This window comes from Cyclobacterium xiamenense (assembly GCF_009467825.1).
GTDB lineage: Bacteria > Bacteroidota > Bacteroidia > Cytophagales > Cyclobacteriaceae > Cyclobacterium > Cyclobacterium xiamenense.
The window spans coordinates 122,787-148,626 of the sequence record NZ_WIOK01000008.1 but is presented as its reverse complement, the minus strand read 5'-3'; the positions used below and the strand labels follow the sequence as shown (position 1 = coordinate 148,626).

The 25,840-nt window shown below is 49.6% G+C and carries 15 protein-coding genes and 1 other RNA gene; 7 read left to right on the top strand and 9 right to left on the bottom strand.

All coding sequences use genetic code 11. From position 1 onward, the window contains the following. Positions 1 to 2: 2 nt before the first annotated feature. From nadD to GCU44_RS08175, 4 genes are read right to left on the bottom strand one after another with little or no spacing between them, the layout of a single operon-like run. Positions 3 to 569 (bottom strand): nicotinate (nicotinamide) nucleotide adenylyltransferase, encoded by a 567-nt coding sequence (nadD, locus tag GCU44_RS08190; protein ID WP_154855839.1) that lies wholly within the window; start codon positions 567 to 569, stop codon positions 3 to 5. Then, a complete protein-coding gene (gmk, locus tag GCU44_RS08185; protein WP_154855837.1) occupies positions 566 to 1,147 on the bottom strand; it encodes a guanylate kinase in 582 nt (193 codons plus the stop codon). The genes nadD and gmk overlap by 4 nt, the downstream gene beginning before the upstream one ends. Before the next feature lie 6 nt (positions 1,148 to 1,153). Beyond that, positions 1,154 to 1,435, bottom strand: a complete 282-nt coding sequence (locus GCU44_RS08180) for an anti-sigma factor (RefSeq protein ID WP_092174229.1) — start codon at positions 1,433 to 1,435, stop codon at positions 1,154 to 1,156. Between the two features lie 17 nt (positions 1,436 to 1,452). Next, a complete protein-coding gene (locus GCU44_RS08175; protein ID WP_154855835.1) occupies positions 1,453 to 2,043 on the bottom strand; it encodes a sigma-70 family RNA polymerase sigma factor in 591 nt (196 codons plus the stop codon). A 113-nt stretch (positions 2,044 to 2,156) separates the two neighbouring features. On the opposite strand from GCU44_RS08175, the gene GCU44_RS08170 reads away from it, so the two are divergent. From GCU44_RS08170 to murA, 4 genes are all read left to right on the top strand, one after another. Continuing rightward, entirely contained in the window at positions 2,157 to 3,011 is an 855-nt protein-coding gene (locus tag GCU44_RS08170; RefSeq protein WP_154855833.1) for a lysophospholipid acyltransferase family protein, read from the top strand. 61 nt (positions 3,012 to 3,072) lie between these two features. Next, on the top strand, positions 3,073 to 5,316 hold the full coding sequence (locus GCU44_RS08165) for an ATP-dependent helicase (protein WP_154855831.1): 2,244 nt from the start codon (positions 3,073 to 3,075) through the stop codon (positions 5,314 to 5,316). A gap of 94 nt (positions 5,317 to 5,410) precedes the next feature. Beyond that, positions 5,411 to 6,088 (top strand): DUF4290 domain-containing protein, encoded by a 678-nt coding sequence (locus GCU44_RS08160; RefSeq protein WP_092174217.1) that lies wholly within the window; start codon positions 5,411 to 5,413, stop codon positions 6,086 to 6,088. Continuing rightward, on the top strand, positions 6,088 to 7,395 hold the full coding sequence (gene murA, locus GCU44_RS08155) for a UDP-N-acetylglucosamine 1-carboxyvinyltransferase (RefSeq protein WP_092174214.1): 1,308 nt from the start codon (positions 6,088 to 6,090) through the stop codon (positions 7,393 to 7,395). Before GCU44_RS08160 ends, murA begins: the two co-directional genes overlap by 1 nt. Positions 7,396 to 7,401: 6 nt before the next feature. On the opposite strand, the gene GCU44_RS08150 is transcribed toward murA, so the two are convergent. The 3 genes from GCU44_RS08150 to GCU44_RS08140 form a co-directional block, all read right to left on the bottom strand. Then, a complete protein-coding gene (locus GCU44_RS08150) occupies positions 7,402 to 8,427 on the bottom strand; it encodes a PorP/SprF family type IX secretion system membrane protein (protein WP_092174211.1) in 1,026 nt (341 codons plus the stop codon). Between the two features lie 58 nt (positions 8,428 to 8,485). After that, positions 8,486 to 18,262 (bottom strand): T9SS type B sorting domain-containing protein, encoded by a 9,777-nt coding sequence (locus GCU44_RS08145; protein ID WP_154855829.1) that lies wholly within the window; start codon positions 18,260 to 18,262, stop codon positions 8,486 to 8,488. A gap of 311 nt (positions 18,263 to 18,573) precedes the next feature. Next, a complete protein-coding gene (locus GCU44_RS08140) occupies positions 18,574 to 19,146 on the bottom strand; it encodes a DUF3109 family protein (RefSeq protein WP_092174888.1) in 573 nt (190 codons plus the stop codon). A 503-nt stretch (positions 19,147 to 19,649) separates the two neighbouring features. On the opposite strand from GCU44_RS08140, the gene rnpB reads away from it, so the two are divergent. Continuing rightward, positions 19,650 to 20,053: RNase P RNA component class A (gene rnpB / locus GCU44_RS08135), an RNA gene on the top strand. A 24-nt stretch (positions 20,054 to 20,077) separates the two neighbouring features. Continuing rightward, entirely contained in the window at positions 20,078 to 21,235 is a 1,158-nt protein-coding gene (locus GCU44_RS08130) for a sigma-54-dependent transcriptional regulator (RefSeq protein ID WP_154855826.1), read from the top strand. A gap of 176 nt (positions 21,236 to 21,411) precedes the next feature. On the opposite strand, the gene GCU44_RS08125 is transcribed toward GCU44_RS08130, so the two are convergent. Next, positions 21,412 to 22,404, bottom strand: a complete 993-nt coding sequence (locus GCU44_RS08125) for a LuxE/PaaK family acyltransferase (protein ID WP_092174199.1) — start codon at positions 22,402 to 22,404, stop codon at positions 21,412 to 21,414. Between the two features lie 76 nt (positions 22,405 to 22,480). Between GCU44_RS08125 and GCU44_RS08120 the strand changes: the two genes are divergently transcribed. Beyond that, the gene (locus GCU44_RS08120) at positions 22,481 to 23,152 is read left to right on the top strand and encodes a hypothetical protein (protein ID WP_092174196.1); all 672 of its coding nucleotides are present in this window, start codon (positions 22,481 to 22,483) and stop codon (positions 23,150 to 23,152) included. Between the two features lie 33 nt (positions 23,153 to 23,185). Here GCU44_RS08120 and GCU44_RS08115 read toward each other — a convergent pair whose 3' ends face one another. Further along, positions 23,186 to 25,600 carry an alpha-ketoacid dehydrogenase subunit alpha/beta gene (locus tag GCU44_RS08115; protein ID WP_154855888.1) on the bottom strand — a complete coding sequence of 805 codons (2,415 nt, stop codon included), beginning with the start codon at positions 25,598 to 25,600 and terminating at the stop codon, positions 23,186 to 23,188. Positions 25,601 to 25,840: the final 240 nt, after the last annotated feature.

The following is a 25,840-nucleotide window of genomic DNA, read 5'->3' as shown; positions in this document are numbered from 1 at the left end:
AATTAGGTGAAGAATTTCTTGTCCCTGATATAATCCAAGACGTGGGGGTGTAGCAGGTACCTCACAGAACCTCCTTTTTGTAGGGTTTTTCGGATAAAGGTAGCCGATATATCCAGCAAAGGGGCCTCCACGTAGCGCACCGCCTCGTGCTCGATGACCTTATTTTTGCCCGGTCGGGGATACACATACAGCCCGTAGTGATGCAGAATTTGTTCGCTGTTTTTCCATCGGTGAAAGTGCGTCATATTATCCCCTCCGACAATGAGGGAAAAATCGTGCCGGGGGTATTTTTCCGAAAGGTACGTCAGGGTATCAATGGTATAACTTGGTCTTGGCATGTGAAATTCCACGTCCAGCACCTTGAATCCAAAATGATCGGCGGTGGCCAATTCTACCATCCGTAACCGGTCAAATTCGTGTAGTAGGGAACGGCTGGATTTGTGGGGGTTTTGTGGGGAGACCACAAACCAAACTTCCTCCAGATCGGTTTGGTCCTGCAAGATATCCGCAATGATCAAGTGGCCCACGTGGATAGGGTTAAACGAGCCGAAAAATAATCCTATTTTCAAACCGTCTTTTCTCCTATAAAGTCCCTAACAAGCTTTTCTGCCTCCCGAAAGGAAACCTCCAGGTCCTTGTTGATCAGCGTCACATCAAACCGGTCTTCGAAACCCATTTCAAATTTGGCTTTGTAAATCCTTCGGGAAAGGCTTTCCTCCGATTCCGTCCCCCGGCCCCGGAGCCGTTCGGCGAGATCCTGCATGGTCGGTACCTTTACAAAGATTGCCAACCCGTTTTCCCCAAAATAATTTTTTAGATTCAGCCCACCCTTAACATCCACATCAAAAATCACGTGTTTTCCCTGATCCCAAATGCGCTGAATTTCCTCTTTCAGGGTTCCGTAAAAGTTACCCTCGTATACTTCTTCCCATTCGATGAAGGCATCCTGATTGATCTTCTTCCGAAATTCCTCTGGCGAGAGGAAATAATAATCCTTTCCGTTGACTTCGTCCCGTCCCCGTTTGTCCCGGGTACAGGCAGATATGGAAAAACCCAATTGGGGGACATGCTGCAAGAGGTGCTTTACGATGGTGGTTTTTCCTGAACCGGAGGGGGCTGAAAAAATAATTGCTTTTCCCTGAGCCATAAAAAGTTATTTGATCTCTTGGATTTTTTGTCGAATGCTATCGGCTAACTCGGCAGGCACCATCTGTTTGGTGCATTTATTTTTTAAAATTTCCCGGATCACCTTTTCCAGGTGGTAATGCTCAAAACAGGGCTGGCACTTGGCTAGTTTTTCATCTAAAATCTCCTTTGAACTTGACGTTTCTTCCCCATCCAGAATGCTTTCCAATAGCTCAAAGCACTTGCTCTCGTCACTACAGTTCAATTTTCGTTTACCGGATTCGCTGGATTTGTTTCGGTTTTTGTCCATTTCAACTTATTTTTCGATTATTCTTCCTCCGTATCGTAGCCCATGTTTTCAGCGTAGGATCGAAGTTTGTCCTTCAATAGGTTCCTGGCTCGGTGAAGTCTGGATCGGACCGTACCAATGGGGATATCCAGTATTTTAGCCATTTCTTCGTAGGTAAATCCTTCAAGGTCACAAAGGATAATAACCGTTCTGAAATCCACGGCAAGGCTATTGAGCGCATTGGAGATCTCGTCTCCCAACATGTCTTTGACTGCGTCCACCCTCAAATCTGAGGTCATCGTATAGTCAACATTATCGGAGTTATAATAAGTTTCAACTTCCTGATAATCTACCTTCGAAGGTTGCTTGCTCTTCTTCCGGTATTCGTTGATAAAACTGTTTTTTAAAATCCGAAAAAGCCAGGCCTTCGCATTGGTGCCTTTTTCAAACGAATTGATAAACCGATAGGCCTTCAGGTAGGTATCCTGTACCAGATCTTTCGCATCGTCCTCATCAAAAGTCAATCGGTAGGCAAAATTGTACATGGAATCAATGTGAGGCATGAACTCATGATCAAAGATGCTATTTTTTTCTTTATCGGAATATTTTTTTCGCTGCACTTCGGACATAGGGCATAAAATTACAAATTGACTTTATTTATAACTAATTTAAACCAAGAAAGTCATCATTATTTCATTATTTTGATCTTTCGTTACCTAGCTAAACACCGCACTCATTCTGCATGCTCCTGATTCGCCTGTTCTCCAGATTGCCGCTTCCGGTCTTGTTTATTTTTTCAGATCTGCTCTACCTGTTGGCCTACTACTTGCTCGGGTACAGAAAAAAAGTTGTACGGGAGAACCTGATTCATGCTTTTCCGGAAAAAACCGACCGCGAACGGCGAGCCATCGAACGAGCTTTTTACCGGAATTTTACCGATTCCCTGGCAGAAACCATCAAACTTCTTACCATCGGCAAAAAGGAATTAACCCGGCGATTTCTTTCTAAAAATCCCGCGCTCATCTTTGACAAAGTGGGCGATGGAGAAATCATCATCGGGATGTGCGGGCATTTTTTCAACTGGGAAGGGCACCTGCTTTCGGTTTCTTCCGAGGTGCAGGAAAAATGCGAAACCATCTACACCCGGGTAAACCAGCCGTTTTTTGAAAACCTGATGCAAAAAATCCGGGGGAGAATGGGCGCGGCACTGACCGAACGTAAATTGTTTCAACGGGTATTCCTAAAAAAGCGGACCGAACCCCGACTCATCGTCCTTGCTGCTGACCAACGACCCTCACGTGCCGATATTCGTTACCGACGATCGTTTATGCATCGCGATACTACTTTTTTTGAGGGTGCTGAAAAACTGGCAAAAAAATTTAACCTGACGGTAATTTATGCCCATACCAGCAAGCCCCGGCGAGGATATTACGAATTTGACTACCGGCTGCTCACTGCTCCTCCCTACACCGATCAACAGCCACATTCCATTACCGATGCATTCGTTTCCGTACTGGAGGAGAATATTCGCGAGCAACCGGCACTGTACCTCTGGTCCCACAATCGATGGAAAAAGCAAGCAAATGCAAACGTGTAACATAGAAAAAGAAATGGTAACTTTGAAGCGGCTATAGTAAAAAGAAAATAGAACTACCCTTATGGATTACCTAGCAAGCCTCAACCCCCCGCAACGAGAAGCAGTAGAACGAACGGAGGGTCCGGTAATGATCATTGCAGGAGCCGGCTCTGGAAAGACCAGGGTATTGACCTATCGAATTGCTCACTTGATTCATGCCCGGCAGATTGATCCTTTTCAGATTCTCTCCCTGACCTTTACCAACAAAGCCGCGAGTGAAATGAAGCATCGGATCGAAAAACTTATCGGCCTGGATGCACGGAATACCTGGATGGGCACGTTTCACTCCGTATTTGCAAAAATTCTCCGGGTGGAAGCTCAAAAGCTTGGCTACCCAAGTAACTTTACCATCTACGATACCGATGACAGCAAATCGCTGTTACGCTCCATCGTGAAGGAGATGAAACTGGACGACAAAGTCTACAAAGCCAATACGGTCCTGTCCCGCATTTCCGGCGCAAAAAACCGACTCATCGCCTGGGAAACGTACCTGAATGATCCCTTCATCAAAGCAGACGACGAAGCAGCCATGAAACCACGGGTCGGAGAAATCTATAAAAACTACCAGAACCGTTTGTTTCGCGCAGGGGCCATGGATTTTGATGACCTGCTTTTCAATACGAATGTGCTCTTCCGTGACCATCCGGACGTCCTGAATAAATACCAGCAACGCTTTCGCTACGTGATGGTGGACGAATTTCAAGATACCAACCTCTCCCAGTACCTGATCACCAAAAAACTGGCGGCCGTCCACCAAAACATTTGTGTGGTAGGGGATGATGCGCAGAGCATTTATGCCTTCCGGGGTGCCGACATTCAAAACATCCTAAACTTTGAAAAAGATTATCCCGATCTTTTCGTTGTAAAGCTGGAGCAAAATTACCGGTCGACGAAAAACATCGTGGAGATTGCAAACTCCATTATTGCCAAAAACAAATCCCAACTCCAGAAAAACGTTTGGACCCAAAATGCCAACGGGGATTTGATCGAACTCATGAAGGCTGCCTCCGACAACGAGGAAGGACGCATGGTGGCTACCACCATCTTCGAAGAAAAAAACAACAAAAAACTGCGAAACAGCGATTTCGCAATTCTTTACCGAACCAATTCTCAATCCCGTTCCATGGAGGAGGCGCTTCGGAAACTGGGTATCTCCTATCGGATCGTCGGGGGCCTCTCCTTCTATCAACGACGGGAAATCAAAGACCTGATGGGCTACCTCCGGTACGTGGTCAACCAGGAGGACGAGGAGGCCTTCAAACGAATCATCAATTACCCCAAGCGAGGGATCGGCTCCACCAGCGTGGAAAAAATGATGATCGCCGCTTACGAACACGACATTCCCCTGTGGGAAGTCATCTCCAATAGCAGCAGCTTTTTGACGGGAAGAGCCGCCAATACGGTAGGGGATTTCTGCACGATGATCCGCAGTTTTAAGATTGAAGCCGAACGAAAAGACGCATTTGAAACTGCAAGCAGCATTGCAAAGCAATCCGGATTGCTGCGCGAACTCTACGAAGACAAAACCATTGAAGGACTAAATCGGTACGAAAACGTACAGGAATTGCTGAATGCCATCAAAGAATACGTAGACAATCCGGAAAACGAGGACAAATCCCTCGGGGCATTCCTGCAGGAGATTGCCCTGCTGACCGATGAGGACCAAAACAAGGAAAACCAGGACACGGTAACCCTGATGACCATTCACTCCTCCAAGGGGCTTGAATTTAAGTACGTATTTGTGGTAGGTATGGAAGAAGACCTCTTTCCCTCCCAAATGATGATGCAAAGCCGGGAGGATCTGGAAGAAGAAAGACGGCTTTTTTACGTGGCTACCACCCGGGCGATGGACCGTTTATTCTTGAGCTATGCCCTGACCCGATACCGCTACGGCAGGCTGCTCAACTGCGAACCCAGCCGCTTTCTGGAAGAGATCGATCCGACCTTTATAAAAGTGAACAAAAAGATCAGCAGCAATCTTTCGAGCAGTTTCCGGGACCGAGAGGGTAGCCAGGGCTTCGTGGGGCTGAAGAAACCAGCCATGCGAGCGAGCACGGCAAAGCTGCATACGCCAAGCCCCGATTTCAAACCCTCCAATACCAACAACCTGCTGGAGGGCATGCAGGTAGAACACCCAAAATTTGGCTTCGGAAAAGTCGCCGCAATAGAGACGGAAGGTGCCAACCGAAAAGCGCGTATTCACTTCGAGCATTTTGGAGATAAAACATTATTACTTAGCTTTGCAAAACTTCGCATCCTAGAATAAACACGAGAAGACCGATACCCAGCGCATGGCAGACTGACCATTACCTATTTTTTAGTATATTGTCAAAAGTTCAGGAAACTTAAATGCAGGTATCATGACTGACAATGAAAAGCCTAAAAACAAAGTTATTTTGAAAGAATACGGAAAAAACATCCAGAAATTAGTGGATTACATCAAGACGGTTGCCGACGAAGAAAAACGAACGGAATACGCTTTTGCCCTGGTGGAATTGATGAAACAGCTCAATCCCCAATTAAAAACCGAAAGCGACCAGAAACTCTGGGACGACATGTACATCATGTCTGACTTTGAGTTGGAAGTAAACGGCCCCTTTCCCATGCCCCCAAAGGAGCTTTTGGGAAAAAAACCCCAGCCTATCGGCTATCCAGAAGGGGAAGTCCGATTCAAACATTACGGCAGAAACATCGAAAAGCTTATCGAAAAAGCCATCGAGATCGAAGATGACGACGAACAAGAGGCTGCCCTGATTTATATCGGCCAATTGATGCGTAGTTTTCATTCCACCTGGAATCGGGAAAATTTTGACGATGCCATCATCATTGACGATATCAAAACCCTATCCAAGGGAAAACTTCACATAGACCTTGAAAAGGTAAAGGAGAACGGACTTTTTGAAACCAGCATGCGCAGGGATTTTAAAACGAATGTGGCAACCCCACAGCCCACTTCTACCAGTGCCGGAGGAAGAAGAAACTATACCGGGGGTAAGCGGAGAAACAGCGGCTCGAATAGCAAAAAAAGAAGGAATTAATGGGTTCATTCCGGGTAAAAGGAGGGACGCAACTCAAGGGAGAGATTATTCCTCAGGGTGCTAAAAACGAGGCGCTCCAGATTCTTTGTGCTGTATTGCTTACCTCGGAGGAGGTAATCATCCACAAAATCCCCGCAATTCGGGATGTCAATAAACTGATCGAGCTGCTTTCCGACATGGGGGTTCGGGTGGAAAAAAAAGGCCCTGAAAGCTATTCGTTTACTGCCCGAAACATCAAAATTGCGTATCTAGATACTGAGGAGTACCTTGAAAAAGCCTCCAGTCTTCGCGGCTCTGTTATGCTGCTCGGGCCCCTGCTTGCCCGATTTGGTAAAGGCCGAATCGCCAAACCCGGTGGGGATAAAATTGGCAGAAGAAGAATGGATACGCACTTTACCGGCTTCCAGAAACTGGGAGCGAAATTTCATTACGATGGGAAAAAAGGCATATACAAGATAGACGGAAGCAAACTTACGGGCGCCTACATGCTTTTGGACGAAGCATCGGTCACCGGCACCGCCAACATCATCATGGCCGCATCCATGGCGCAGGGCAAAACCACTATTTACAATGCTGCCTGTGAACCGTACATCCAGCAACTGTGCCTGATGATCAACCGCATGGGCGGAAAAATCAGCGGTATAGGATCCAATTTACTGCAGATCGAGGGCGTGGAAAGTCTGAAGGGGACCAGCCATACCCTGCTGCCAGACATGATTGAAATCGGTTCGTTTATTGGCCTGGCTGCCATGACCCAATCCGAAATCACCATCAAAAACGCCCGTGTAGATAAACTGGGGCTGATACCCGAGACTTTTCAACGCCTGGGCATCAAACTGGAAATTAAAGGAGACGATATTTACATCCCCTCCCAAAAGCTGTACGAAATCGAAACGTTTATCGATGGATCCATCCTGACGGTTTCCGATGCCATCTGGCCCGGCTTCACGCCTGACTTGTTGAGTATCGTACTTGTGGTGGCCACCCAGGCCAAAGGCACCGTGCTCGTCCATCAAAAAATGTTTGAAAGCCGACTTTTCTTTGTCGACAAATTAATCGATATGGGTGCACAGATCATTTTATGCGACCCACACCGGGCCACCGTTATCGGTCTTGCCCGCAAATATCCCCTCAAAGCTATCCGCATGACTTCCCCCGATATTCGAGCAGGGGTTGCGCTGCTTATCGCCGCCATGTCCTCAGACGGGACATCCGTGATCGATAATGTGGAACAAATCGACCGGGGGTATCAGTACATCGACCAGCGACTCAATGCCCTGGGAGCAGATATCGTACGGTTTGATTGACGGGGTCTAGAACCGGAAACAGGGGATAATCGTGCTTTTCTTGTTGCGGTCTTTGGGATCTCCGTATAAAAATGAATACCGTATCGAAAACTCATGCGCCCCTGCAGAACTACCCAAACTAAGCTTGGATGCGGTAAAATCAAAGCTGTATCCGATATCAATTCCACTACTCAGCGCCACGCCCAGTAATCCGACAATGGATTCATTGTTTGGCAGGTTGTACTTGACAGGAAAGCCCCTGTACCAAACCCCAAGAATCAAGGGTTCGACAAACAGCTGCGCCCCCACATCCAATTGGTTGAAGGGATCCTGGTGCTTGTAATTGAACGCAAAAAATGCGGAACGCTCCTGGCGCGTGTTGCTGTAGTAATTGTTGATCATTCCCTCACCCAGGCTAAATTTAATACCTCCGTGCGCAGAAAGTTTCATGGGTAATTGGCTGATGTTTCCATCCACAAAGGAGGTATTCGGCTCCGATAAATGGTGTCCGGAAATTCCGAACCACATCATTTGGGTGTGAAACAGCATGCCAAAATTATAATCCACGAAACTGTGTTTGTAATCGGCCGCCATCAATTCCCCGCTAAAATCGTCCACGTATCCCCGGTCAATGTCTAACTGCGACCCAAAAATCAAATCGCCAAAATAAGCATCACGGGTGATGAAACTGGCTTGCCCGCCAAATCGGAGGTAAGAATCCAGGCCCAGGTGAAGCTTGTAGGAATAGGCCAGGCCCACTTCGTTGGTGCTCAGCCTCGACTGGCTCTCTCGGGTAGAATTAACAATCAGCCCGACTCCCGAATTGATGTCAAACATGTAATGGTCGATATAAGCCGAATACGATACAAAGGAATGGTCCAGACCAGGCCATTGGTTTCGGTAATTGGCACCAATACGCGTCAATTCCGTGGAACCAGCAAAGGCCGGATTCAGGTACAAAGGCGCTGCATAAAACTGGGAATACTGCATGTCCTGAGCCGTCACCAAATTCCAGCTCAGCAGAAAAATCAGTAGGGTTTGTAATTTTTTCATCGTTCCATTTGTTAAGTCATCCTTCTCGCATCATCACTCCTGTCTCCCGTTCCCTCCGCTAGTATATCAATGTAAAAACACCCGTTCGCGAGCCGGTCTCTCCATCCACCGCAGTAAAGGTTATCTTGTACACGTAGTTGCCATTGGGACTCAATTTGCCGTTCAGTGTTCCATCCCATCCCCCATCTTCCTGACTAAAGGAAGAGTAGACCAGTTCCCCCCATTTATTGAAAACATGCATTTCAAAATCATCTATTCCCCGTAATTTGGGTAGAAAACGATCGTTCAATCCATCCCCATTGGGAGTGAACGCGTTGGGAATCAAAATACGATAGGAGGAAACCACCTCCACGGTACGCTCGGTCTCCGATACGCAGCCCAGCACATCAAATGTGGTCAGCCGGATGGTATAGGTACCGGGACGGCTGTAGGCATGAATCGGATGTTGCTCGTTGCTTCTCGTACCGTCTCCAAAATCCCATTCCCAGGTAAAGACATTTCCCAGAGTCTGATCCCTGAATTGAACCGGGTCATTGACCAATATTTCCCCCTCCACTCCGGTAGAAAGTACCGTGTATAAAAACGAGGCCTCGGAAAAAGCAAGCGGCATGGTCACTACCTCGGATACTTCTACCGAACAGCCGTTTTCGTCGGTAACCCGTACGCCTATTACCCCATCTTCGAAAAATTGGGTTTCCAAAACGCCGCGATCACCGGTATTCCAGGCAATATCAAAAACCTCTCCGCTTCCTCCCCGAATCTCTATCCAGGCTTCTCCCGTAAGCAATTCCTGCTCACAGTCCACATCAATTCGGGTAAACAATTGCACTTCGAGTGCTGGGGGTTCGGCTATTTCCACCTGCGTTACCTGCGAACAATTATTGGCATCGCTCACCAAAACAGTATAGGTCCCTGCTTCCAGACCATTTCTATTCTGTGTACCCAGTTCCGGAGCATCGGCCCAGGTGATTTGATACGGCTGAACTCCTCCGGTGATCGCTAAATTGATAAACCCATTGCTATCCCCGTGACAGGCAAGTGTATCCGTCTGACTGACGGCCACTTCCAGTGGTTCGGGTTCGGCTACGGTATAGGTCGCTCCCGTGGAGCAGCCCATCCGGTCCGTAACCAGTACAGAATACGTACCTGGACCCAAATTACGAAGGTCTTTGCTGCTAGCCCCATTCGACCACTGGTACGAATAGGGAGCGGTTCCGCCCCGCACCTCCAACAAGAGGCTTCCATTTTCGTTTCCAAAGCAGGTCACATCCTGAATGGTTTCGTATACGGCAAGAATTTCCGGTTGCCTGATCTGATAGGCCACGGAGGTAACACAGCCCGCCTCATCGGTAATGGAAGCCGTGTAAATCCCGGGTCCCAAGCCGGATAGCGCCAATTGATCCGAAATACCATTGCTCCAGCTTATCTGGTAGGGACCACTGTTTTCCGGGATACGGATGCGGATGGATCCGTCATTTGCTCCAAAACAGGAGATGCTTTGAAGGTCTTCCAGTCCAACCTGCAGATTACGGGAACGAATAATTTCCACACCTTCCCGGACCGTACAGCCCCGGGCGTCCGTCACGTCCACAAAATAGCTACCTGGACCCAGGTTTTCCACCGCAGAAGTGGTCGCACCATTGGACCACAAAAAGCTGTAGGGAGCCATTCCCCCGCTGACTGTAACTGCGGCTTCTCCCCGCTCGTCATTTGTGCAGATACCCAATTTACCCGTGACGGACAGGTCCATGGGTAAAGTGGGAGACGGAACCTCAAAGCTTTCTACCACCGAACAGCCTTTCGCATCGCTTACCGTCACCTCATAGGTTCCGGGCTGTAGGTCGAAAATGTCTTTTTCTGTAGCTCCGTGAGACCAGGAATAACTGTAGGGTGCGGTACCTCCCGAAACCTGAAGCTCCAGGCTCATCGCATCATCCAACCCACACACTTCGAAAGATCCGATGCCCTCTACCCGCAAGGCTTCCTCCGGCTCGTTTACCAGAAACGTATAGCTATCAAAACAGGATTGTCCATCGAGAATGAAAGCGGTGTAGGTACCCGCCCGCAGCCCGGCAATGGATGCGCCGGTCATCCCATTGCTCCACTGCACCCTGGGCTCCCCACTTCCTCCAGTGATTGCCAAATCAATCGCACCATCAACTCCCATGTAGCAGGAAACATCGGAAACCGAAGCCTGAACGGACACGGGGTCCGGTTCGTCGATAAGGATATCCTCAACCCAAATACAGCCCCGGGCGTCCGAAACCTGTACCTGATAGGTGCCTCCCGGTTTGTTGGAAACCATACTCATATTTTCTCCGGAGGACCAGCGGAACGCATAGGGTGCCGTTCCTCCCGAAACCACCAGACTGATACTGCCCGTTTCCTCGCCAAAACAGCGAATGTCCGTAACCAACGGCACTACCGTCAACGGAGTACTGGGCTCCAACACCTCGTACTCCCGTTGTATGCTACAGCCATTTTCGTCCTGTATCCGCGCGCGGTACCTGCCCGCTTCCAGGCCGGTGACTACCGTACCTGCTCCCCGTTGAATTCCCGAGCCTACTTCCTCCCAAATCACGTCAAACGCCCCAGACCCACCGCTGATATCCAACCGGATCTCACCGTCATTTCCGGCATGACAACTCACTGGAACAATGGATGCCGCCACCAACAGGGCTTCCGGCTGTTGAATCAGCACCTGATCCCGGATGGTACAGCCGTTTGCATCGGTAACAATCACTTCGTAGTTTCCGGGAGCCATGCCCGTTCTGGTGGCAAGGCTGTTGCCGTCCGACCAGCGAAACCTGTAGGGAGCCGTTCCCCCTTGCATACGCACCTCCACGGAACCGTCGTTTGCCGCATAACAGCTTACGTCCACCGCATCGATGTCCAACTGAAGGGGAAGCGGTTCTTCAACGATAACTTCCTGAACAGGGGAGGCACAACCAAATTGGTCCATGACCATGACCTGATAGGTACCGGCAAAAAGACCGGTGGCCAGCATTCCCGGCAATTGAATGCCATTGATCACCAAATGATAGCCAGCACTGCCGCCAAATCCTTCGGCACTGATTTGTCCATTTTGCGAGCCGGAACAAGAGACATCTTGTACTTGATAGGTAAAGCCTACCGGATCCGGTTCTTCAATCTCGTATTCCTCCACCAACATGCAGCCGTTTTCATCCCGGATTTCAACCTCGTACACGCCGGCCCTCAGGTTGGCAAGGTGCCGGCTCGTACCGATTTCCTGACCGGCGGCATCTGTCCACAGGTACTGAACGTTTCCTGTTCCCCCGGAAGCCAAAACCGTAAGGGATCCGTCTTCTCCATCGAAACAACTCACGTTGGCCCGGTTTTCAAGGACTATTTCCAATGCATCAGGCTCTTCCATCAGAATGCTGGTTCCCCAGATACAGCCTGCTGCATCGCTAACTTGTATCGAATAGCTTCCCGCACCCACTCCAGGAAACAATTGTTCTCCCGGACTGGAAAGGATATAGGTCTCTCCCGCAAAAATAGCCGTGTAGGGAGCCGTTCCACCACTTACCAACAGGGCGACGCTTCCTGTATCACCGGCACAGGAAAGGTTTTCGGGGTAATCCACTGATCCGCTGAGGGGCGCTGCCGGTTGGGTTACCTCGATGGAAATGTCTTCGGAGCGACAGCTACCATTCATGACAAAGGCCGTGTAGGTTCCTGCACGCAGCCCGTCCACCGTTGTCCCTTGAATCTCCGCTCCATTGAAAAATATTCGGTAACCGGAGCCGGTACCCCCCGAAGGTAAAAGCTCCACCCTGCCGTCAGTCCCGCCGAAACAAGCGACCGGGAAAACGGTAGCGTCCAGGACAACTGGCGCAGGAGCCTCCACTACCAGCAGGTCCCACAAATCCGAGCAGCTTCCATCGGCGATTGAATACCGGTAATAACCGGGACCAACGTCTAAAAGTAAGTTTTCGTTTTCCCAGGACGGTATGGGGGAAAAATCGGTTCCATCGGTTGCGAATTCCCAGGAAATGGCATAGGGCCTTGACCCACCGGTAATCTGAAGATCAATCGATGTACGGCCTCCAAAACAGGATATGTTAGGAACAATCGCCGATGCTTGTAGCGGTAAAGGCTGCTGCAGTGTCCGCTGAGGCAAGTCCACGGTACAGCTATTGGCATCCCTAACCAGCGGCAAGTAAGCCGTGTCCGCGTTAAGCCCGTCGAAAAGAAGTGTCTCATTTTCACCGGCGGTGTAGGTGCCTCCGTTAAATTCAATGGAATAAGGGGCGGTCCCTCCAGCTAGCGTAAGCGTCATGCTGCCGTCCGCCGCTTCGAAACAGCTCAAGTCCTGCCAGGAATAGTCCACCACCGAAAGCGGTGCCACCGGTTGATCCACTGTAATAAACTGCTCCTCGGAAAGGCATCCGTTGATGTTATCCCGCGCATAGACGGCGTAGGTGCCTGACTGGGCCGTAAACGTATCGCCAAAAATCTGCGCCCCATTAACAAAATACGTAAAACTGTCTTTACCGGGGGCACTGGCGGAAAGCGTTACGACTGTGGTCGCTCCATAACATCCAATATCTCCTGCGTCGAATGATAGACTGACTGGTGCCGCATCCGCAATGTCAACGGTTTCGCTAAGCTCCAAACAGGAAAGGGCATCTGTCACCGTATACCGATAGGTTCCGGCCGGTATTCCGGTAAGGCTGTAGCCAGTAGCAGGAAGCGTTTCCCAGCTATTCCCGGTCGAATTGAAAGCTTCCCAGGTAATCTCATGTGGCAGGGACCCTCCGGTTACCGTAAGCTCCAGAGAAGTAGTTCCCCCTTCGCAAAGCACCTGGCCGGCTTCCAGGTCCGCAGTCAATGCATCGGGTTCCTCCACGGTATACGTTCCGGAAACGACACAATTATCGTTCTGATCCCATACCTCCAGGGTATAATCGCCGGCAGACAAACCGGTGAATTCATAGGGAGTCGCTGCTGCCAGGCCGGACAATGCCTGGGTTGCACCTGCTTCGGGTACCAATACGGCCCGGTAATCCGGTCTTCCACCCGAAAAGGCGAAACGCAGGGAACCGGAAGCCTCCCCATGACAGGCCACTGGAGAGATATCGACCTGGTCAAAGGCCAACGGTCGGTCGGGCTGCGCAATCTCGATAAGTTGAACTCCGGATTGACAGCCACGGCTATCCTGAATCCAAACCTGATACCCACCCGGTAGCAAGTTGAAAAAAGCGGTCTGGTTTCCTTGATTGACTCCATTCACCCAAACCGAGAAGGTTCTTCCCGCCTGAACCTCTGGATTCTCAATTTCCAGTAGGCCGTCGCCCGCGCCAAAGCAGGAAATATCCTGGAAGCTGGTCGAAAACGACGGTTGAATAACCGGGTTAATCGTAAAATCTCCCTCAATAACCGGGCAGGAAGGATCGGTCAACCTCCAGGTATAGGTGCCGGGAGAAAGGTCATCAAAGGTATAGGTACCGGAAACCTCATCCCCATACGATTGGGAATAGCCATTGTTCGCAGAAAGCGTCAATTCTTTTCCCGGATTTCCTCCAGAAAAGGTAATCGAAAAAATACCCAGGTCTTCCGCACACTCGGGTTGTTCCAAGTCTACGGTATGGGCAATCGGTTGTGGGCTGGTGATTTCATAGTCCGGAGAGGTGACGGTACACCCTCCAGCATACACCAATTCCATAAAATAGGTGCCGGCGATCAGGTTATTCAAGTCGGCTGTAGCAACGGGACTTTTTCCTCCCAGGGCTGTCTTTCGGTACCATTGCAGGGAATAACCGCCGGAACCGCCGGAAATTGCAAACGAAATGGCCCCATCGTCCGCTCCAAAACAGGAAACATGGCGAGTGATTTCCGCATCAATTACCGGCGGATTGGGCTCATCGATGGTGATGGTTTCCACATCCTCACAACCCGAGGCATCGGTAACGCGCACCTCGTAGTCACCTGCCGGTAATCCCGCTAGAATTGCACTTGACGCCACTTCCCAAATCCCCCCGTTTCGTACAAAATAACTGTATCCGGGTACCCCTCCCGTAGCAGAAAGAAATAAAATCCCGTTCTCACCCGGACAGGCAGCGTTCTGGGAATTGGTCACCAACTGCAGCGGGCTGGAAGGTCCTGGCACCAGAACCGTACGGGTGACCATACAACCCGCACCGGTACCATACTCCACCCGATAATACCCCGGAGACAATCCATCTACCTGGTTGACATTTTCTGCCACCACGGTTTCGGTGGCCAATTCCACCCAGCGGCTGGTCGAGGTAAGCGGGTTGCCCCCGCTGAATGCCACCTCAATGCCACCGTCCGCCAATCCGCAACTGGGCTCGTCCACCCGGACCAGATCGATCGCCAACTCATCGGGCTGTGTAATGGATATATTTTCTAGCCGGAAGCTGCATCCATTCGCATCTCTCACCGTCACACCGTAGGTGCCCTCACCGAGATTGGTCGGGTTTTGGTTGATAAACCCATGGTCCCAATCAAAGAAATATACGCCCGTTCCGCCGGTTACTTCCAAGGTAATCCGCCCATCGTTTCTTCCAAAACAGGAAACATCCGTTCTTTCGATCAACTGCACATTCAAAGGCGGAGGCGCCTGGAGGTCAACCTCCAGGGTACTTACACAGGAATTTGCATCCCTTACCAGGGCCCGATAGGTGCCCGAACCAATACCGGATAAGGTCAGCGATGAACCTGGATGTGCAACGAATACCCCGGGAGAAATTTCCTTTTCCCAGGATATCAGGTATCCAGGCATTCCGCCCCCTACCTGAATTTCAATGCGCCCATCCTCGGAATCGTGACAGGATGGTGCGACTTGGGTCAAAAGATTTACCGTCAAGGCGGAAGCGGGTTCGCGTATCAAAATATCTGCCAACTCCTCCCAGCAGCCGTTTTCATCCGTGACGCGAACCCGGTACAAGCCTGCTGCGAGATCGTCGGGGTTTTGCTGATCCGAGGTGTAGCCATTGGGGCCCGACCAGGAAAAGGTATAGGCTCCCGTACCGCCTTGCGCCTCCAGGGCGATGGATCCGGTGCTTTCCCCATAGCAGGCTACATCCACCGGATCCCCATCCAGGGCCAGCTGTAGCGCCGGAGTAGGCGGAATGGTATAGATTTCTGAAAGGATGCAAGACGGATTTGCAAGATCCGTAATGTTCAATTGGTACTCACCCGGCCCCTGATTGGCCAGGTCTTCGGTAGTGGCAATGACAGTGGATGGATTGGAGGTACGCCGCCACTCGAAGGAAAAACTCCCGGATCCGCCTGCGACGTCCAGCGATATGGATCCATTCCCCTGACCAAAGCAGGTTTCGGCGAGTACCGATACGTTCGAAACTTGAATCAATGGAGGCGAAGCAATATCGAAATTTATATTTGGAACCGCGCAGCCCCGGGCATCAGTCAGGCTGATAAAATAATTCATGCCCGCTGGCAATCCCGTAATTTCAATCTGAGAGCCAGAAGTCGATTGAGCCGCTCCCCCATTTAATACATAAGTATAAGGAGCCGTCCCGCCACTTACAGGGAAGGAAATCCGGCCATCGCTACTTCCGAAACAACGAACATCTTCAATCACTGGCGTGCCGGTTTGAAGTGGCGCCGGTTCGTCTACCTCGTAATCCTGGTAGACAGCGCAGGCATTCGCGTCGCTCACCTGCAATCGGTACCTGCCACCGGAAAGGTTTACCAACGAGAGTCCATTTTCTCCGGGAAGGTTTTCAAAGGTCCCGCTGATTTCTTGTTGCCATTGGTACAGGTACGGACCCGTTCCTCCAGCTACGGCAAGCCCGGAAATGGATCCGTCACCGAACCCCGCACAACTTACCGGGCTGATCAGCAAATCATCCTCATCGATCAGCAGCGCGTCCGGCTGTCCGATGGTGACAAAATCGGTAATCGAGCAGGCTCCCGAATAGCTGATCCGAACTTCGTACTGATCCGCAGTAAGTCCATTAAACATCAGATCATTGCCCGTTTGGGTGATGCCATCCACCGTAACCTGAAAGGTAATGGAGGACTCATGGATCTGCACCCGTATACTTCCATCCGCTGCCCCAAAACAGGTCGGTTCCGTGAGCGAATAGCTGACATCCGGCGCATCGGGCACCGGAACATCCACGTAAAAAATCTGCTCACAACCCTCTTCGTCGCGAACCATTACCGAATTTGTGCCTGCCGGAAGCTCCGTGGCTTCGGGACCGGTCTCTCCGTTACTCCATTCAATGCTGTAGTTTCCCCACCCTCCCTGCACGTCAGAAAGCCTGGCGGAGCCATCGTTGGCTCCCACACAAGTCAGTCCAGAAACGAGTGCGATGGTTCCGCTTATCACTTCCGAAGGGCCATCTACGGTCACCGGCAGATCCACAAAGCAACCCCTGCTGTCCGAAACGCGGACCGAGTAAGTCCCCGGGGCAAGGCCGGTAGCTGTCCGGCCCGTTTGTCCGTCGCTCCACGAATAACTGTAGCCGCCCCAACCACCGGAACGACTAACGGTGGCAGTTCCGTTTTGTTCACCAAAACAGATTTCCGGTGTGCTGCTGACAGTAGCCGTCAAAGGAGCCACAGGCGCATCGATGGTCACCCCGTAGGTAAGCGTACATTCCGGATAATCCGTGCCTCCGTGCCGTACGATAGCGGTATAATCTCCCGCAGAAAATCCGGAAAAATCAGCCGCTCCGGTAAGTGCCCCGATCGAAACTACTTCGTTGGTACGAACCGGCTGGTTTGCCGCGTCCAGTATATCGACAGTAAGCTGGTTGGGTGGAAAGGCAAACCCCATAAATAAGCGTTCGGCTTCCAAATGGATGACCCCATCGGAAGCACCAAAACAACCGACGGAAGAAGCGCCGAGGGTAACATCCAGAAGTTGCTCGTTTGCAATGGTGAAAACCAGCTCTTCCGGGCAGTCTTCCAAGCGGAAATCATCCCTGATTTCAAGTACGTAGTCGCCCGCAACTAGCTGATCGTACCGAATTTCACCAGAATTGGCAGTAAGCCAGGCAGTTTCGTAACTTCCATTGGCTCGGCGGATCCGAAAAGTAACGTCTCCTGCATAGTCCGAAACATCAAAGCGAATACCTCCGTTAGCAACGCAGGTTTCGGGCGTTGTGCCGGTCCCCGCCGCCGGTGCTATCTGCAAGGGATCTACTTCCTCTATGGTCACGTTGGTCAATTCCTTGCAACCCGAGGCGTCAATCACTTCCACCAGGTACTCTCCGGCCGGAACGCCGTTTAGGTCCAGGTTTCGTCCGTTCAAGACCGTGGTCAATACGATTACCTGATTTTCGTCAAAGAAATTGACGGTAAATGGCGCGATCCCATTTTCGATGGTTCCATATACCTGGCCAAAGGTTTCGCCCTCGCACTCTTGGTTTTCTTCGTAGAGAATGTTTAGTATAAAATTCGTGCTTCCGGAAAAATTAATGACTTCTGTGTAGGTGTTTCCATCACTGTCGGTTACGTTCAGGGTATAGTCCCCTCCCTGGGCCTGCTCAATGGTACTCATCTCGCTTTCCCCTAAATCCACATCGGTCTGGATCACGTTGCCTCCGTAACTCCATACATAGGTGTAGGGAGCCACTCCGTTGCGTACCCGGATAGACGCCATTTTTTCACATTCGGAAAACTGGAAGACATCCCGGATAATCGGGGCGGCTCCCGCTTCGCTGATTCCTGAAAGCCAAAACAAGCTCAAACAGAACCAAACAACGCTATGTGGGATACGGGTCACCATATTAAAATACCTCGCATTTGGCAGGCGTCCGCAGTCCAATCGCAAGCCTTTTTTGAGCAGCAAACCCGTATCGGTACCTGTAACCATCCCGCATCACTTTTACTCCGTGTAATTTGTCGTTTACTTTATCTAAAAAGTATTTTATTTTTTGATAATAAGTAATATTCGTTTTACATATACTAAAACATATATTGTAAAATATAATTACTTTAAGTAATAAATAGAATAATTTGATAGCAACAAAGGAGTTGTGAAAAAAATGTAAAAGCTGATAGTCAGCAGGATAAGCGGGATTTTCGACAAAAAATCAACAGTCGCTTTTATGGTGCGAGCAACTGCAAAAAAGTCAATGAAAACGGCAGCAGGCAACGTCTTATGGAGAAGAATCCCTAACGAAATTATTTTTCAGTGGCAGCTATTTTTTCCAGAAGTTCTGCATACCAGGCTTCTCCGTATTTACGCAGCAGCGCATCTTTCAAAAACTGGTACAGAGGAACACCCAGGGATTTTCCCAGGCTACATGCCGGATCGCAAATATGCCATCGGTCGTAGTTCAGGGCATCGTAGGCATCGTATTTGGTGATTCGAATGGGATACAGGTGGCAACTAATTGGCTTTCTGAAATTGGACTTACCCTCGCTCCATGCCTGCTCAATCCCGCACTTCAATACGCCCTTTTTATCGCGAATGGCAAAGGCACAAGCACCGTTCTTTCCCACGGTGGTGGTCCCTTTTTCGTTTTCCTGATCAATTACCCAGGTACCCTTTTCTTCAATCGCTTTCCTTCCTTCCTCGGTCAGAAAAGGAGCTATGGCTGGCATTTCTCTTTCCAAAGTCTCCGTCTCTTCGTCCGTTAGCGGAGCTCCGGCATCGCCTTCCACACAACAGGCACCTTTGCATGCCTCCAGGTCACACACAAAGAGATGATCTTTGATATCGTCACTGATGACGGCGTTTCCAACTATGATCATGGCTAGATTTTTTTTACAAAGATACCGATTTCGGGAAGGGAAAAAAACGAAACGCAGCATACCGAAGCATCAAGCCGGAATTGAACAAAAATGCCGCCCCCAATGGAGGCGGCATAACCCAGCACTATGAAGAAAAGCTCGTAAAAGCCTTACAAAAAGATAAACAGCAAGCAGCGTAAAATGTTTGAAGATTTTTTTATCAACCCGAAAAAGATTCGCTTGCAGCCACCTATACCCGGCACCCCGGTGCCCTTTACTGCTATCGTTTTTTTGGTGGGGTAAGCACTCCCAGGCTCGGTATTGGTACCAGGATGGTGCCGGCACTGCATCTCAAGTGCCCCAAATTTGCTCGGTTAGGGGCAAGTCTACCCCACTTTCTTGCCGGCTTGGGAGTACTGTGGGTAATCGGTGGCTTGTGTAGGTATGGGCGACCCAAGGCTCGCCACTGTCAAGAAAAGAAGCGTCTGTTGGGATAAATGTCTTTATTTCGTTTATTTTTGCAGGGTGCAGGCCGGTTTGTCGCTGCTCCCTGCTTTGTCGGGGAGAAGAGGAAAGTCCGGGCAACGCAGAGCGCCATACTTCCTAACGGGAAGGTGCCTGCTTAGGAATAGGCAGGCAACAGACAGTGCCACAGAAAATATACCGTCCTCGAGCCGGAAATCGGTACTTGGATAAGGGTGAAATGGTGGAGTAAGAGCCCACCGGGTGAGGGGTGACCGTCACCGCATGGCAAACCTTATGGGTTGAAAGACCAAATAGGCTCCGGTCCAAGGGCTGCTCGTCCAATCCCGGTCAACGGGAAACCGGAGTGGGTAGGTCGTTTGATCTTTTCTGTGAAGAAAAGGCTAGATAAATGACAAACACTTTGAAAAAAGTACAGAACCCGGCTTACAGGCCTGCACATTTTTACGGATAAAAAAAACAACGGTATATGCCCAAGATTTTGATTATTGATGACGAAAAAGTTATCCGGTCCACGCTAAAAGAAATTCTGGAATACGAAAAATACGAGATCTTTGAAGCCCAGGATGGGGCAAAAGGGCTGGAAATGATCCAAAACGAGGAGTTTGACCTGGTTCTGTGCGATATCAAAATGCCGAAAATGGATGGAATCGAGGTGTTGACGAAGGCAGCCGAGATGCAAAAACAGCCCCAGTTCATCATGATATCTGCCCATGGCACCATCGAGACGGCAGTGGAGGCCACCAAAAAAGGGGCATTTGACTTCATCCCAAAACCACCGGACCTTAACCGACTATTACTTACGGTCAGGAATGCGCTGGATAAAAAGCACCTGGTTCAGGAAACGACGGTCCTGAAGAAAAAGCTTTCGAAAAAACTGGATATGGTAGGAGAATCGCAGGCGATCACTATCGTAAAAGAAACCATCGAAAAGGTCGCCCCTACGGATGCCCGGGTATTAATCACCGGGCCAAACGGTACCGGAAAAGAACTGGTAGCTCACTGGATTCACCAAAAAAGCAACCGCTCGTCCGCTCCCTTCATTGCGGTCAACTGTGCGGCAATACCCTCAGAACTCATCGAAAGTGAGCTTTTTGGCCACGAAAAAGGAGCCTTCACTTCCGCGATGAAACAACGGCAGGGGAAGTTTGAACAGGCACACGGAGGCACCTTGTTTTTGGACGAAATCGGAGACATGAGCCTTTCCGCCCAGGCAAAGGTCTTGCGCGCCTTGCAGGAACACAAAGTCAGCCGGGTAGGCGGCGATAAGGAAATAAAGGTAGACGTACGGGTGTTGGCAGCCACCAACAAGGACCTAAAGAAAGAAATTGCTGAAAATAAATTCAGAGAGGACCTGTATCACCGGATAAGTGTCATCCTCATACAAGTACCTCCCCTTAAAGAGCGGGCCGAAGACATCCCCCTTTTGGTAGACAAGTTTTTGACAGAGATTGCAGGAGAATACGGCACCAGCAAAAAGGTGATTGATACCGCTGCACTGAATAAACTACAGGAATTTCCCTGGACGGGGAACATCCGTGAGCTGCGAAACGTGATTGAAAGGCTGGTAATTCTGGGCGGAAAAAACATATCCGCCGAAGACATAAAAAAGTATGCGAACTACTAAGCCGTCTAATCAGCCGTTTACTTCCACATCGGATGTCCAAGCATAGGCTGGACAAGGCTTGCTGGAAGCGCAGGAAGACATCACCAAAACCACTCCTGCTAATAAAATAATCAACGCTGTTTTCATCTTCAACCAATTTATGGCCAAATATGTGTAATAAGTCCTGAAATACAAAATTAATTGATCAATAAATTACAGCCCCGCACCTCGCTGTTATCCATTCGTCCCAACACCGTGAAGCTCCCGTCTGCGTTTTTTTTTCCCAAATCCTCTGTTTCCAGGAATGCGCAGGAATGAAAATTTGCCAGGTCAATGATATTAATCGCCCCGGACTTTCCCACAACACAGGCAAAGGGATCGTAGGTATCCCGAATAACAATCCGCATGGTCCAGGGCTCCCTAAACGTACCCTCTCCGGTAGAATAGGCCTGCGAGAGTAATTCGGTCATTCCATACTCCGAATGTATCCGGTCAACACCAAAAGCCCGGGTCAGCACATCGTGTACCTCTTCCCGAATCATTTCCTTTCTCCTACCCTTCATGCCACCGGTTTCCATCACAAGCAGCCGCTCAAATCCGCTACATGTGAACTGCTCTGCAAGGTCTAGTAAGGCAAATGTCACGCCCAACAAAAGGATCTTTTTTGGACTTTCTTTCAGGGCCAGTAGTTTCTTGTACAATAAATCGTATTCATTCAAGTAAAACCCGGAATGAGGCGACCCGCTTTCCTGAATAAAATGGGCTGCCATAGCGACCAGGGAACTCCCCTCCCGCTCCAGATAGGAGGGTAACAGCGCCAGCACATGGAAATCCCGCAGCGAACCGTAAACGGACTCAAATAAGAGACGGCTGTGCCGCAAGTAAAACTCTTTTGACCAGATGTAGTGCCGGCTGGTCTGCATGCCCGTTGTGCCGCTACTGCTGTAGCTGTAGGCGAAGGCCTCTTCGGGTCCGGAAATAATTTTTTCTGTTTTAAAAAATGAAATGGGTAAAAAAGGAATGTCTTCCAACCGGGTTATGGCCTCGCTGTGTAGGTTTCTGGCTTCAAGGTAGCGACGGTACACCGGGTTGTTACGGGACTGAAAATGAAACAGGTCTAGCGCCAGTGCATCAAAATCCCGAATTTTACCGGAAAATATTTTTTCGCTAAAACTTTTAAAATAATTCATCGTTATTTTATGGTAAAACCCAAAATTTGATCATTTTTACATCGTGCTGCCGGACATGTAAACTTACGGATTACCCATGAAGTTAAAAAATAACATTTACTACCTTCTTTTAATCCTCGCTGCCGGAATGGGCTGCATTTCTCCTCCGGAAGATTTCCCGACTGTCCCTCAGATTGAATTCAATACTATGGAATTTGTGCAGACGCCTGGAGCGGATTCCCTGATTCTTTCGATTCAATTTCGAGATGCAGAGGGTGATTTGGGATTGAATGCGCGGGATATCTTTCCCCCTTTCAACGAATTAAACTACATCACCGATGCCAGTGGAAATTTCATCACCTACAGCAACCGCCCGGAAGATGCCCCGGATTTTAACAACCGGGATTGGGTGATTTTCCCTTTGATTAATAACGTAGAAATTCCAGATACCTTGTGGGTATCCGAAAACCCGGATCATTACAATATTTTTGTGGATTTTTTCATCAAACGCGGGGGAAATTACACCGAGTTTGACTGGTCCGCCCCCCCCTACTTCACCACTTTTGACGGACGGTTTCCGCGGATGCTTGAAGAAGAGCGTCCCCGCTCCATAGAGGGTCAAATACGGTATTCCATGCTTTCCCTTGGATGGAACAGTATCTTTCGGACAGATACCATCCGTTTAGAGATTCAAATTCAAGACCGCGCACTGAACAGAAGTAACGTAGTGAGTAGCCCGGATTTTACGCTTTCTCAGATTGAAAGGTAGTCGGAAATCGCTCGTCAATTGCCGGCTTTTTCCCTAGTAAATGGGAGGAAATCGGTTGGGGTTCGCTTCGTGCATGAGTTGGTATACGTTATCCACCACATCGTCTACACTCGGTTTGGAAAAATAATCGCCGTCGGAAGAATAGGCCGGGCGGTGTTCCCTGGCCGATAGGGTGATGGGTTTGGAGTCCAGGTAAAAATACGCGTTCTGTTCTTCGATGACCTGCTGCATCATGAAAGCCGAAGCCCCACCCGGTACGTCTTCATCAGCAAAGATTACCCGGTTGGTTTTTTGAATGGATCGGGAAATGACCCCCTGCAAATCGAAGGGAACGAGGGTTTGTACGTCAATAACTTCCACGGAAATGCCAATTTCTTCCAACTGCTGGGCGGCGCTCATCACAATCCGGCACATGGCGCCATAGGTAACGATGGTCACGTCCTCTCCCTCCCGCAAAATTTCGGGTACGCCCAACGCCACTTTAAATTCCCCGATATTTGCCGGCATTTTTTCTTTCAGACGGTACCCATTCAACACCTCAATCAGCAAGGCGGGCTCATCCGCTTCCAAAAGTGTATTATACATTCCTGCAGCCTGGGTCATGTTGCGTGGAACACAGACCAGAATGCCCCGCAGACTATTCACTATCATTCCTATGGGCGAACCGGAATGCCATACACCTTCCAGCCTATGGCCACGGGTACGAATGATGAGGGGTGCTTTTTGCCCTCCTTTTGTCCGGTAATGCAAACAGGCCAGGTCATCCGACAAGGTCATCAAGGCATAAATCAGGTAGTCGAGATACTGAATTTCGGTAATGGGACGCAAGCCTCTCAGTGCAGTACCTATTCCCTGACCGATGATGCTTACTTCCCGGATGCCGGTATCTGTTACCCGCAATTCCCCGTGTTTTGCCTGAAGCCCGGCAAACGCCTGATTCACGTCTCCGATCAACCCAACGTCCTCACCGATGGCAAATACCCGGGGATCCCGGCTAAGCATGGCGTCAAAACAGGCCTTTAAAATCTCCCTTCCATCCACCATGGCAGCATCGGGATCATATACGGCCGGCTGGGGAGCAATCGCCCTGGCATTTTCTGCAGATTCACTGTATTGGTGACTTGAGTATCTTTCGTTATTTAACCGTTGTTGTAATTTGTACCAATCCTGAAGGCTGGCTTTGATCTCCTGCGGCTCATTCCGAACCAAAAGCAAGGCTTTTCGAACGGTCCCGATCACATCCATGCGGATGGGGTTTAGCGTTTGTACCAGGTCCTGCGCCAACTGATTCAATTCCTCGGAGCAAGCACAATGCGTGGCCAGCTCACGTATGAGCGCAACCGCCTCGTCCAATTCCTTTTTTATGGTACTGGTAAACGCCTTCCAGGCCTTGTCCTTGTTTTCTTTAACCAACTGTTTGGCTGACTCGTCAATGCGATCCAGTTCTTTTTTGCTTGCGATCTGATTGGTTAAAATATATTCTCTGAATTTTACCACGCAATCAAAAGCCGCTTCCCAGGCCAGCCGCTCTTTGTTTTTGTACCGCTCGTGGGAGCCGGAAGTGGAATGGCCCTGAGGCTGGGTCATTTCGACCACGTGCACCAATACGGGTACGTGTGCTTCCCTGGCTAATTTTGCTGCCTTGCCGTATACCCGCACCAATTCTTCGTAATCCCAGCCCTTTACTACCAGTATTTCGTAGCCTTTTTCGTTCTGATTGCGCCGAAAGCCCTCCAATGCTTTGGAAATACTTGCCTTGGTAACCTGATACTCGTTGGTTACCGAGATACCGTAGTCATCGTCCCAAACGGATATGACCATGGGGACCTGTAGCACCCCACCTGCATTAAAGGTCTCAAAAAACATTCCTTCTGCAGTAGAAGCATTACCGATGGTACCCCAGGCTACCTCCCTCCCTTTGTTTGAAAAGGTTTTCATACCGTGGAGTTTTGGGTTCTCCCGGTACAATTTGGACGCGTAAGCCAAGCCCAAAAGTTTGGGCATTTGAGCAGCTGTGGGCGAAATATCGGCCGTGGAGTTTTTAATTTCCATTAGATTTTTCCAGGTACCATCCGGATTTAACGACCGGGTAGCAAAATGCCCATTCATCAGCCTACCGGCGCTCGCAGGTTCGGCATCAACATCCGTGTGCGCGTATAACTGGGCAAAATACTCCTGCAGACCCAACTCTCCCATGGCAAACATCATGGTTTGGTCGCGGTAATAGCCGGATCTGAAATCTCCCGGCTCAAAATACCTCGCCATGGCCACCTGGGCCAGTTCTTTCCCGTCCCCGTAAATGCCAAACTTGGCCTTTCCCATAAACACCTCCTTTCGCACCGTCAATGAGGCATGCCTACTGATCATCACCAGTTTATAGTCCGCCAAAATGCGCTGCTTGTCCAAAAATGCCGTTTTTTCTTCAGTCAACGTGGATAGGGATTCCATATTCATCACTTAAACTGTTTTCAATAATTGGGTTTGCCAACAATCTCAAAAATACACAAATTTTAGAGTTATCCCAATTTATAAGCCGATATAAAATCGATTAAAAAAAATATTATTTTGTTAAACAAACCTAATAAGTATTATTAGCAAATTTTATTCCGAATGGTTTGTGAAAAGCAGGGGTATTTCATGGGAATCGACGCAAATTTAATTTCCTTGCCGATTCCGACCAGGTCGCGG